The following is an 11,944-nucleotide window of genomic DNA, read 5'->3' as shown; positions in this document are numbered from 1 at the left end:
CCTTGCGCGCCTCGAAAGATGAGCCGCAGGCCATCGACGTCAGCGGCTCGTCGCCGCATCCTTCGAGGCTCGCCCGAAGAGGGCGAGCGCCTCAGGATGACGACTCGGTAGTTGCCGTCCGGCTTCGCTCGCTGCGCTCGCGCCCCGGATGACCGACGTTGGTTTCCCGTCATTGCGAGGAGCACCCGGATCGGCGCTTTGCGCCGTCCGAGTACAGGCTCCGCGACGAAGCAATCCAGCGCTGCGCTCGGAGCTTCTGGATTGCGTCGCTTCGCTCGCAATGACGCGGAGAGGCGGGCCGACGAACTACTTCGGGCCGACGAACTACTTCCCAACCCAGTTCGGCTTGCGCTTCTCCGAGAACGCCTTCGGGCCTTCGATGTAGTCCTGCGAGGCGACCATGGCTTTGACCGCCGGATAGTCGCGCTGCTCGGCGATCGCTTGCGGCAAGGAGACTTCGAGGCCGCGCATCAGGGCCTGCTTCGAGGCGCGGATCGACATCGGAGAGACGGCGCAGATCGCTTCGGCCCAGCGCTCGGCGGCGGCGAGGGCCTCCCCCGGGGGGACGACTTCGTTGACGAAGCCGAGTTCCAGCCCCTCCCGGGCGGGGACGTGGCGGGCGGTGAGGATCATGCCCATCGCGCGCTTCAGCCCGATCTGGCGGGGCAGGCGGTGCAGGCCGCCGGCCAGCGCGGCGAGGCCGACGCGCGGCTCCGGCAGCGCGAATGTGGCGTTCTCCGCGGCGATGATCAAGTCGCAGGCGAGTGCGATTTCGAAACCGCCGCCCATCGCCACGCCGTTGACCGCGGCGATGATCGGCTTGTCGCAATCGAACCGCGAGGTCAGCCCGGCGAAGCCGGTCTCGCCCCAGCCGCGCTTGCCGCCCGAGGCCTGCCACTTCAGATCATTGCCGGCGCAAAACGCCTTGTCGCCGGCGCCGGTGATGATCGCGACCCATTGCTCGGGGTCGGCGGAGAAGTCGTTGAACACGCCTTCGAGTTCGTAATGCGCGTCGGTGTGCAGCGCGTTGTAGACCTCAGGTCGCGACAGCGTGACGATGGTGATCGGGCCCTTGCGGGTCACGGTGGAGAATTGCAGCGCCATCGACGTTTCCTCTTTTCGTTGGGCAGAATTGGTGCGGCTGAAGCGCGCTTGACTTGTCGTTCGCGGCGCATGTTAATCACTCGCTTAACAAGATCAACAACAACACGAACACCGTGGGAGCACGCCTTGGATTTTTCCCTGCCGCCGGATCTGGTCGCCTATCTCGCCGAGCTCGATCGCTTCATCGACGCCAAGATCAAGCCGCTGGAACAGGCGGACGACAACATCCGCTTCTTCGATCATCGCCGCGAATGGGCGCGCACCGATTTCGAGGGCGGCGGACTGCCGCGGCACGACTGGGAAGAGCTGCTGCGCAAGGCGAAGAACATCGCCGATGACGCCGGGCATCTGCGCTTCGCGATTCCGAAGCGCTATGGCGGGCAGGACGGCACGAATTTGTGGATGGCGGTGATCCGCGAGCACTTCGCCGCCAAGGGCCTCGGCCTGCACAATGATCTGCAGAACGAGCATTCGATCGTCGGCAATTTCCCGATCGTCAAGATGCTCGACCTCTACGGCCGCGACGATCAGAAGGCGATGATCGACGGCTCGATCACCGGAAAATATCGCATCACGTTTGGTCTGACGGAGCCCGATCACGGCTCGGATGCGACGCATATGGAAACGCGTGCGGTCGAGGCGGTGCGCGACGGCAAGAAGGGCTGGGTGATCAACGGCGAGAAGATGTGGACGACCGGCATGCACGTCGCCACGCATTGCGCGCTGTTCGCCCGCACCACCGGCCAAGACGGCGACGCCCGCGGCATCACCTGCTTTCTGGTGCCGGCCGATGCGCCCGGCGTCAAGGTCGAGGAATATCTCTGGACCTTCAACATGCCGACCGATCATCCGCGGGTGAGCTTCACCGACGTCTTCGTCACCGAAGACGCGTTGTTCGGCGAGGTCGGCCGCGGCCTGTCGCTGGCGCAATGCTTCGTGCACGAGAACCGCATTCGCCAGGCGGCGAGTTCGCTGGGTGCTGCGGTGTTCTGCATCAATGAAAGCGTCAAATACGCGCGGGAGCGAAAACCGTTCGGCGAGGAACTGGCGCGCAACCAGGCGATCCAGTTTCCGCTGGTCGAACTCGCCACCCAGGCCGAAATGCTGCGCCTCTTGATCCGCAAGACCGCGTGGGAGATGGATCAGATGACCCAGGCGCAGGTCGAGCACACGCTGTCCGACAAGGTGTCGATGTGCAACTACTGGGCGAACCGGCTGTGCGGCCAGGCCGCCGATCGCGCGATCCAGGTCCACGGCGGCATCGGCTATTCGCGGCACAAGCCGTTCGAACACATCTATCGCCACCACCGCCGCTATCGCATCACCGAAGGCAGCGAGGAAATCCAGATGCGCAAGGTCGCGGGATTCCTGTTCGGCTATATGGGTGTGAACAAGAGGTGATCTCATCAGTGCCCCGGACGCGCTGCGGCATGCCATGCCGCGGCGCAGATCCGGGGTCCCGGTGAGTGGTGCGCAGCCAGACCGGGGTCCCGCATCTGCGGAGCAGCGCTGGCGCGCTGCGCCGCGTGCGGGACACAGGAGGTCTGCGTTGAGCGGACGCGATATTCTCTGCGTCGTCATCCTGAGGTGCTCGCCCGCAAGGGCGAGCCTCGAAGGATGCGGAGACCCGCACAGCCGGTGCCTTGCGGCCCATCCTTCGAGGCTCGCTGCGCTCGCGCCTCAGGATGACGGCGTGCGCGTCGCGAGATTCGCGACGCGCTGACGGATTCGAATATCAAACAGCCACGCGAAATCCGTCTCGCGGCTCCGCTGAGCCCGAGTTCTGCACCCGTCGCTTCACAGCGAGGGGTGGGGGCGCGCCGCGTGGCGCGGGTGATGGTGGTTCTCGCGATCACTTCTTGCGAAGGATCGCGCAACGCCTCGTCGGCGCGCCCACCTGCGGCGGTTTTCGGCTTTCAGGCCCGTGCTTCCGTTGACAGGCAAGGGTAATGAAACCCCACGGTCCGGCGGATTTCGCCGCCTTCACCTGCCCCCGTGCAGCGAACTAACAAGTCGCAGAGCCTCGTAGTAGGCCCGGACGGGTCCCCGAAGCCTCCCGGACGTGCGGGTGCGAGCCGCAACGCGCAGGACGCCGCGTCCGTCCGACTCCACCGGCACAGCGCCGGCTTCATCGAACCATCGTTCCGGGCTGGTTTCCCAGCCCGCCGATCTGTCCCGCTTGTACGACGCCTCGCGAAGCGCCCCTCACGGACAGGACGAGACGGATTATAATCATAATAGGAATTCTGTCAAGGGCGATGTGATGGGTTTCGCTGCGCTCAACCCATCCTACGGCCACGAACAAACCTCTCGTTCGTCATTCCGGGGCGCGCGCAGCGCGAACCCGGAATCTATAACCCTTGGTATCGATGATGGAGCAATACGACTTCGGCGCTGTGCATCGACATCGTCACGGGGGTTATGGATTCCGGGTTCGCTCACTTCGTGAGCGCCCCGGAATGACGAACGGGAGGTGATTTGCGCGACGAGAGACGTTGGCCGTCGCGCGCAGCGCCAACGCGCCTAGTTCACCTGGCGGTCTTTCCCGGTCCAATACGGATCGCGCAGATGCCGGCGCAGGATTTTGCCGGAGGCGTTGCGGGGCAGGGCCGGGATGAAGTCGATCGACTTCGGCGTCTTGAAGCCGGCGATGCGGGTGCGGGTGAAGCCGATGATGTCCTGCGCGGTGGCTTCCTTGCCGGGCTTCATCACCACCACGGCTTTCACCGCTTCGCCCCATTGATCGTCCGGCACGCCGACGACGGCGACTTCGGCGACGTCCGGATGATCGCAGATCGCGCTCTCGACTTCGGCCGGATAGATGTTCTCGCCGCCGGAGATGATCATGTCCTTGATGCGGTCGTGGATATAGACGTAGCCGTCCTCGTCCATGTAGCCGGCGTCGCCGGTGCGCAGCCAGTTGTCGCCGTCGATGGTCTTCTTGGTCGCCTCCGGCAGATTCCAGTAGCCGGCCATGTTGGAGCCGGAGCGGGTGGCGATCTCGCCGACCTGGCGCGGCGGCAGCGGCTTGCCGTCGGGATCGAGAATCGCGATCTCGACGCCGGGCAGCGCCTTGCCGGCCGAGCGCATCCGCTCCAGCCCTTCGACGTGGTCCTCGGGCGGCAGCGCGACGATCGTGCCGGTGGTCTCGGTCATGCCGTACATCTGCACGAAGCCGCATTTGAAAACGTCGATGCATTCCTTCAGCAGCGCCGCCGGAATCGGCGAGGCGCCGTACAGCATGTATTTCAGCCGCGAGAAATCCACCTCGCGGGCGCGCGGCTGCCGCACCACGAATTGCATCGCGGCGGGCACCATGAACAGCTTGGTGATCTTGGCCTGCTCGAAGAAGTCGAGCACCTTGGTCGGATCGAATTCGCGCGCGATCACGCCCTTGGCGCCGTGATAGATGCTCATCATGCCCCAGCCGGAGCCGCCGATGTGAAACACCGGCATGGCGATCAGCGAGACGTCGTCGCTCGACCAGATGTTCCACTCCGGCGTGTTGTCGCGGCCGGCGCGGACCAGCGACAGGAAATTGGCGTGGCTGAGCATCGCGCCCTTCGGCTTGCCGGTGGTGCCGGAGGTGTAGAGCTGGATCGCGATGTCGCTCGGCGCCACCGCGACCTGCGGATCGTCGCTCGGCTGCGCGTCGCGCCATTGGGCAAAATCCTGCCACTCCGGCGCGCCGCCTTCGGTGGTGATGATGGCGCGAACGCTGGGGATCTGATCCGTCAGGCCGCGGACCTGATCGACGAATTCAGGGCCGACGAAGAGGATCGCCGCCTTGCAGTCCTCGACGATATAGGCGATCTCCGGCCCGGCGAGCCGCCAGTTCACCGGCGCGATCACCACATTGGCCTTCATCGCGCCGGCCCACAGCTCGAAATAGATGTCGCTGTTCTTGCCGAGATAGGCGATGCGCTCGTTCGGTTTGACGCCGGAGGCCGCGAGCGCGCGGGCGATCCGGTTGGTGTGGGCATCGAACTGCGCGAAGCTGGTGATGCGGCCTTCGAATTCGTAGAGAATTTCGTCGCCGCGCGTCTTGGCCTGCGCACGGATCACGTCGGCCAAATTGGCCGGCTCGGTCTGCTCGGACATTGTCACTCCCTGGGACGATTTTTGTTAGTTACTTGTTGATTGGCCCGAAGTCTGCCGCGCTTCGCAGGCAAACACAAGCGGGAGCGTTATTTGCTGGGAGGGCCGGTCACAGCGATGTGCAGCCGAAAGCGGCGCACCAAAAGTCACGTCATCGCCCGGCTCGACCGGGCGGCCCAGTATCCCAGGGCCTTCGTGATCGCCACCGGAGCTCTGGAATACTGGATCCCCGGCTGTCGCGGGGGATGACGTCGTTAGTTGGCTCGTGCGCGCGAGCCGAATTGCTCGGCCCGTCCGCTCGCACGACGTCATCCTGAGGTGCCGTCGCATCTGCGACGGCCTCGAAGGATGGGCCGCAGGCGCTCGCTGCTGTCATCCTTCGAGGCGCGCAAGAGCGCGCACCTCAGGATGACGGCCGTGAACGTATCACCCCCGCTGTGCGCGGTCTTTTTCGTTCTGCGCCTTGATCGAGGCCTTGGCCTGGTCCCAGTCGGCGTTGCTCCAGTCGCGCAGCTGATAGAAATTGCCGCCCATCGCCAGGCCCTGGGCGCCGTCCATCGCGATGGTTTCGCCGTTGATCCAGTCGCAGCCGCCGGAGATCAGGAACACCGCGACGTTCTGCAGTTCCTCCATGGTGCCGACGCGGCCCATCGGATTCACCTTCACGGTGCGGGCGCCGGCCTCGTCGCCGGGCTTGATCCGCTTGCTCATGCCTTCGGTGGGAATTTCGCCGGGCGCAATGGTGTTGAGGCGGATGCCGTAGCGGCCCCATTCGGTGGCGAGCGACATCGTCATGGCGTGGATCGCCGATTTGCTCATCGCCGAGGGCACCACATAGGGGCTGCCGTTGCGGACCCAGGTGGTGGTGATCGACACCACATTGCCGCGGTGGCCGCCGGCGATCCAGCGCCGGCCGACCGCATGCGTCACGTAGAAGGTGCCGTGCATCACGATGTTGGCGACGGCGTCAAAGCCGCGCGGCGACAGCTCTTCCGTCCGCGAGATGAAATTTCCGGCGGCGTTGTTGATCAGATCGGTGAGCGGGCCGTCGGCGAAGATGGTCTCGACCATGTGGTCGACCGCGGCCGAGTCGCGGATGTCGACGCCGTAGGTCATCACCTTGCCGCCGTACTGATCCATCAGTTCGGTCGCGGTCTCGTCGCAGACGCCCTTGCGGCGGCCGCAGATATGGACTTCGGCGCCGAGCTGCAGGAAGCGCGCGGCCATCGATTTGCCGAGCCCGGTGCCGCCACCGGTGACGAGGATACGACGGCCTGCGAGAAGCTGATCGGAGAACATGTCAGGTGCCCGGAAAAGTGGATGATCGTTGTTGATTAAGCGATTGACTAAATTCCGACAACGCTTTTCTGTAGCGCCGCGAACAGATCACAACATATCCAGGGAAACGGCTCGATGAATGATCGCGTTGCGGTATCGGTGACGGACGGCGTTGCCGACGTCCGATTGGTGCGGGCGGACAAGATGAATGCGCTCGATGCCGCGATGTTCGAGGCGCTTGTCGCGACCACCGAGCGGCTTTCGCAGGAGAAGGGCGTGCGCGTCGTGGTGCTGTCCGGCGAGGGCAAGGCGTTCTGCGCCGGCCTCGACATGGGGCGTTTTGCCGCGATGAACGAGGGCGGCGGCAACGGCATTCCGGGCGGCGAATTTCGCGATCTCACCAAGCGCACCCATGGCCAGGCCAACGCGCCGCAGCAGGCGGTGTGGGGCTGGCGGATGCTGCCGGTGCCGGTGATCGCCGCGATCCACGGCGTCGCGTTCGGCGGCGGCTTTCAGCTCGCGCTCGGCGCCGACATCCGGCTGATGGCGCCGGATGCGCGGATGTCGATCATGGAAATCAAATGGGGCCTGGTGCCCGACATGGCCGGCACGCCGGTGCTCGCCTCGCTGGTGCGCGACGACATCCTGCGCGAGCTCACCTACACCGGCCGGATCTTCTCGGCGCAGGAGGCGCTGAGCTACGGCCTCGCGACCAGGATCGTCGACGACCCGCGCAGCGCCGCGCTGGAGATGGCGCGGGAGATCGCCGGCAAGAGCCCGGACGCCATCCGCGCCGCCAAGCGGATGTTCAACAACCTCTCGGTCGACCCCGGCCCTGCGCTGCTCGCCGAAAGCGTCGAACAGCAGAAGCTGATCGGCTCGCCCAACCAGACCGAAGCGGTCCGCGCCAACATGGAAAAGCGCGCGCCCAATTTCGTCGACGGTTAGTTACACCTTCGGCCGTCATCCTGAGGTGCTCGCCCGCAAGGGCGAGCCTCGAAGGATGCGATACCTGTACCTGCGGCTCATCCTTCGAGGCTCGCTTCGCTCGCACCTCAGGATGACGGTTCCTGCTCACAACAAGAAGAAGACCATGCCCAACCAATTCCTCCACGGCATCCTGTCCGGCGAACGCCATCGCAGCTTCGACGAGGTCGATACGCGCGTCGCGCTGATCGCCGGCGGGCTGCAGCGGCTCGGTGTCGCGCCCGGCGACTGCGTCTGTTTGCTGATGCGCAACGACGTGGCGTTTCTGGAAGCCGCCTATGCGGTGATGATGCTCGGTGCCTATGCGGTGCCGGTCAACTGGCACTTCAAGCCCGAAGAGGTGGCGTATGTGCTGGGCGATTCCGGCACGCGGGTGCTGATCGGCCACGCCGATCTGCTGCACCAGGCGGCCGGCGTGGTGCCGGCGGGCGTGACCGTCCTGAGCGTGCCGACGCCGCCGGAAATTCTCGCCAACTACAAGATCGATCCCGGCCATCGCGCCGCGCCGCAAGGCGCGGTCGATCTCGACGGCTGGCTGGCGCAGCAGAAGCCCTATGACGGTCCCGTGCTGCCGCAGCCGCAGAACATGATCTACACCTCCGGCACCACCGGCCATCCGAAGGGCGTCAAGCGCTTCGCGCCGACGCCGGAGCAGGCCAAGAGCGCCGAAGCGATGCGCGCGCTGATCTATGGTCTGAAGCCCGGCGCCCGCGTGCTGTGCCCGGGTCCCTTGTATCACTCCGCGCCGAACGCGTTCGGCATCCGCGCCGGCCGGCTCGGCGGCCTGCTGGTGCTGATGCCGCGGTTCGAGCCGGAAGCGCTGCTGCAACTGATCGAGCGGCACCGGATCGACACCGTGTTCATGGTGCCGACGATGTTCATCCGGCTGATGAAGCTGCCGCCCGAGGTCCGCGCGAAGTACGACGTGTCGTCGCTGCGCCACGTCATCCACGCCGCGGCGCCGTGTCCGGCCGATATCAAGCGCGCGATGATCGAGTGGTGGGGGCCGGTGATCTGCGAGTTCTACGGCTCGACGGAGTCGGGTGCCGTGACCTTCGCGACCTCCGAGGATGCGCTCAGCAAGCCCGGTACCGTCGGCAGGATCGCGCCCGGCGCGGAACTGAAATTCATCGACGACGACGGCAAGGAGCTGCCGCAGGGCGAGATCGGCGAGATCTTCTCGCGGATCGCCGGCAATCCGGATTTCACCTATCACAACAAGCCGGAGAAGCGCGCCGAGATCGATCGCGACGGCTTCATCACCTCCGGCGACGTCGGCTATCTCGATTCCGATGGCTACGTCTTCATCTGCGACCGCAAGCGCGACATGGTGATCTCCGGCGGCGTCAACATCTACCCGGCCGAGATCGAAGCGGCGATCCACGCCGTGCCCGGCGTGCATGATTGCGCGGTGTTCGGCATTCCGGACGCCGAATTCGGCGAGGCGCTGATGGCGATGCTGGAGCCGCAGCCCGGCGTGACACTCGACGAGGGATATCTCCGCGAGCAGCTCAAACACGTCCTCGCCGGCTACAAGATTCCGAAGCATATCGAGATCATGGCGCAATTGCCGCGCGAGGATTCCGGCAAGATCTTCAAGCGCCGTCTGCGCGATCCGTATTGGGCCAAAGCCGGGCGGGTGATCTAACGGGCGCTGGCGCGCGACGAGGGTGCCGCCGCGATCCCGGTCGGCGGGACGTGCACGTCCTTGCCGAGTGCGGCGCGGACCATCCGGGCCAGATCCGACCTGCGATACGGCTTGGTCAGCAGCAGCGCGCCGCTGTCGAGCCGGTCGTGATGCACGATCGCGTTCTCGGTGTAGCCCGAGGTGTACAGCACCCGCACCGGCCGGACCCGGGCGATCGCGTCGGCGAGTTGCGGGCCGTTCAGGCCGCCCGGCATGATCACGTCGGTGAACAGCAGATCGAACGCGGTGCCGCGCTCCGCCTCACGCAGCGCCGCCTGGCCGTCGCACATCGCGATGGTGCGATAACCGAGACCCGCGAGCTGGGCGATCGCGAATTTGCGCACCAACTCGTCGTCCTCGACCAGCAGGATGGTTTCGCTGCCGCCCTCGGTCGCCGGGCCGGCGTCCGGTGCGCTGTCGACGGCCGGGTCGGAATCGGCCTGCGGCAGATACAGCTTGAGCGTGGTGCCGTGGCCCTCCTCGCTGTAGATGTTGATGTGCCCGCCCGATTGCTTGACGAAGCCATAGACCATGCTGAGGCCGAGGCCGGTGCCCTGGCCGGCGCTCTTGGTCGTGAAGAACGGCTCGAACACCTTGTCGCACAACTCGGCTGGAATTCCTGTGCCGGTGTCGCTGACCGCGATCATCACGTAGCGGCCGGGCTGGACGTCGGGATTGTGCTGCCCGTAGGCGGCGTCGAGCACCACGTCGGCGGTTTCGAGCATCAGCTTGCCGCCGTTCGGCATCGCGTCGCGCGCATTCACCGCGAGGTTGAGCAGCGCCGACGAGAGTTGCGACGGATCGACCCGCGCCGCATCGACGTCCTGCGCCAGCCTGACTTCGACGTCGATGTGTTCGCCGATCGTCGCTTTCAGCAATTGCTGGGTGTTCAGCACGATGGCGTTGACGTCGATATTGCGCGGTTGCAGCGGCTGCCTGCGGGCGAAGGCGAGCAGTTGCCGCGTCAGGTCGGCGCCGCGCCCGGCGGCCTGCTCGATCATCCTGGCGATGCTGCAGAGGTCCGGCCGGTCGGCAAGTTCGTCGAGCAGGATCTCGGCGGTGCCGTTGATCACCGTCAGCATGTTGTTGAAGTCGTGCGCGACGCCGCCGGTGAGCTGGCCGATCGCTTCCAGCTTCTGTGACTGATGCAGCCGGTGCTCGGTCGCCCGCATCTCGGTGACGTCGCGGAACACCACGACCGCTCCGGTTTGCGTGCCCGCGGCTTCCCACAACGGCCGCGCGCTCCCCATCAGATGAACCGTCTTGCCGGAATCGCGCCTTCGGCAGACGATCTCGTAATTATCGACGGTCTCGCCGCGCAGGACGCGGGCGGAGGGCCAATGGTCGGCGGACAGCCGGGTCGAGCCGTCCGGCGTGTAGATGTCGTAGAGCTCCTGCCACTGGTCGACCCTGATATCGAGTGCGCTGAGCAGTTCCCGGTTGGCGCGGTTCTGATAGATGGCCTCGCCGTTGCGGTCGATCAGCACGACACACTCGGCCATCGTGGTCATGATGCTCTCGAACAGCTCCTTCTCGTGCCGGATCGCGGCGGTCTTCGCCTGCACGTCCTGCACCATGGTGTCGAACGCCCGCGCCAGCACGCCGATTTCGCCACTGGCCGCGACCGGCATCTTCGGCGGCGCGTCCTCGGCAAATCCCGCCACCGCCTTCGTCATCTGCGACAGCGGCTTGATCAGGGTCCGGGCCATGACGAAACCCAGCAGAACGGCGGTCAGCACGGCGACCGAGCCGCCGGTCAAGGTCGAATCCAGCCACGCGGTCATGATGTCGTCGAGAATGAATTGCTGCGGCACGGTCTCGACGATGGCCAGGGGCGCCCCTTCGACACGGTCGATCGCAACCCCGATCGGCACGCCGTTGCGGTCCTCGACGATCGCCGTCTGATCCTTGCCGCTGGTGATCGCGGTGGCGAGGCTTGGAAAGTCGTCCTGGATGCGGGCGGGCCGATCGAATTCGAAACCGAACTCGCGAGACTTGTCGGGATGCAGCAGGTAGTCGCCGCGGTCGTTGATGATGAAGACGGTGCGGCCTTTTCGCGTTTTTGCGGTGGCCGTCGCGAAGGCGGGGCGCAGACCGACATCGGCGATGATCAGCCCGAACATCGTACCGTCGGTCGCAAACAGCGCGGCCGACACGCGGATCAGCGGCATCGGAGGTTGCAGGATCGCGCCGTCGGTCCGGGCGAGTTCCACCGGCGAGACCACCACCTCGCTTCCGGCCGCTCGGATGGCCTGTTCGAAGAAGGCGTATTCGCTCTGCCCGCGCAACTCGTCGTCCGGAACAATCCGGACCGTATCGTTCCGTCGCTCGACCCGGATGATCTCGCGGCCGTCGTTGCTCGCTCCGATCAGGCGGTATCGGATCAGATAGGCTTTCGCTCCGAGTTCGTCGGCGAATCGCTGCTCGATCCGCGCGCGCCACTCCGCCAGCGTCCGGCCGCCGGCGGTCCGGAGCGTCGCGTCGTGGCTGAGCGCGATCAATTCGCCCAGGCCGATCATCGTGCGAAAGCTCGCGACGTCGGCGCTGACGTTCCGAATCTGGCTCGCGAGTTCCACAGCTCGCGACCGCGCAGTAGCATCCAGCCCGGCCAGCGTGCGTTCGATCGCAATGGCCGCGAGGTTTCGGTACCCCAGATAACCGACGGTCGCCGCGGTCAGCGCCACGAGAGGCACGATGGCGAGGGTGAGCCGGGTGGATAAGTTCAATCGTCGGGGCAATATCGGCTCCTTCAACGGCCGCGATTCTAAGCCGATACGTGGCCGCGTCGCA

The 11,944-nt window shown here is 65.6% G+C and carries 7 protein-coding genes; 3 read left to right on the top strand and 4 right to left on the bottom strand.

Translation table 11 applies throughout. The features are described 5' to 3' along the window. Positions 1-324 precede the first annotated feature (324 nt). A complete protein-coding gene (locus RPB_RS18175) occupies positions 325-1,104 on the bottom strand; it encodes an enoyl-CoA hydratase-related protein (RefSeq protein ID WP_011442481.1) in 780 nt (259 codons plus the stop codon). Positions 1,105-1,230: 126 nt separating this feature from the next. Between RPB_RS18175 and RPB_RS18170 the strand changes: the two genes are divergently transcribed. After that, complete coding sequence (locus RPB_RS18170; RefSeq protein WP_011442480.1) at positions 1,231-2,505, top strand: acyl-CoA dehydrogenase family protein; 1,275 nt, start codon at positions 1,231-1,233, stop codon at positions 2,503-2,505. Positions 2,506-3,627: 1,122 nt separating this feature from the next. On the opposite strand, the gene RPB_RS18165 is transcribed toward RPB_RS18170, so the two are convergent. Together RPB_RS18165 and RPB_RS18160 are read right to left on the bottom strand one after the other, a co-directional pair. Next, on the bottom strand, positions 3,628-5,205 hold the full coding sequence (locus tag RPB_RS18165) for a fatty acid--CoA ligase (RefSeq protein WP_011442479.1): 1,578 nt from the start codon (positions 5,203-5,205) through the stop codon (positions 3,628-3,630). 423 nt (positions 5,206-5,628) lie between these two features. Then, positions 5,629-6,501, bottom strand: coding sequence for an SDR family oxidoreductase (locus RPB_RS18160; RefSeq protein WP_011442478.1), 873 nt, complete (start codon positions 6,499-6,501; stop codon positions 5,629-5,631). Positions 6,502-6,615: 114 nt separating this feature from the next. Here RPB_RS18160 and RPB_RS18155 point away from each other — a divergent pair, with 114 nt between their 5' ends. Continuing rightward, positions 6,616-7,428: a crotonase/enoyl-CoA hydratase family protein gene (locus RPB_RS18155; protein WP_011442477.1), complete on the top strand. Its 813-nt coding sequence runs from the start codon at positions 6,616-6,618 to the stop codon at positions 7,426-7,428. A gap of 145 nt (positions 7,429-7,573) precedes the next feature. After that, positions 7,574-9,115: an acyl-CoA synthetase gene (locus tag RPB_RS18150; RefSeq protein ID WP_041798855.1), complete on the top strand. Its 1,542-nt coding sequence runs from the start codon at positions 7,574-7,576 to the stop codon at positions 9,113-9,115. On the opposite strand, the gene RPB_RS18145 is transcribed toward RPB_RS18150, so the two are convergent. After that, positions 9,112-11,892, bottom strand: a complete 2,781-nt coding sequence (locus tag RPB_RS18145) for an ATP-binding protein (protein WP_011442475.1) — start codon at positions 11,890-11,892, stop codon at positions 9,112-9,114. The genes RPB_RS18150 and RPB_RS18145 overlap by 4 nt on opposite strands. Positions 11,893-11,944: the final 52 nt, after the last annotated feature.

This window comes from Rhodopseudomonas palustris HaA2, from assembly GCF_000013365.1.
Classification (GTDB): domain Bacteria; phylum Pseudomonadota; class Alphaproteobacteria; order Rhizobiales; family Xanthobacteraceae; genus Rhodopseudomonas; species Rhodopseudomonas palustris_J.
This window is presented reverse-complemented; position numbering and strand designations above follow the sequence as displayed.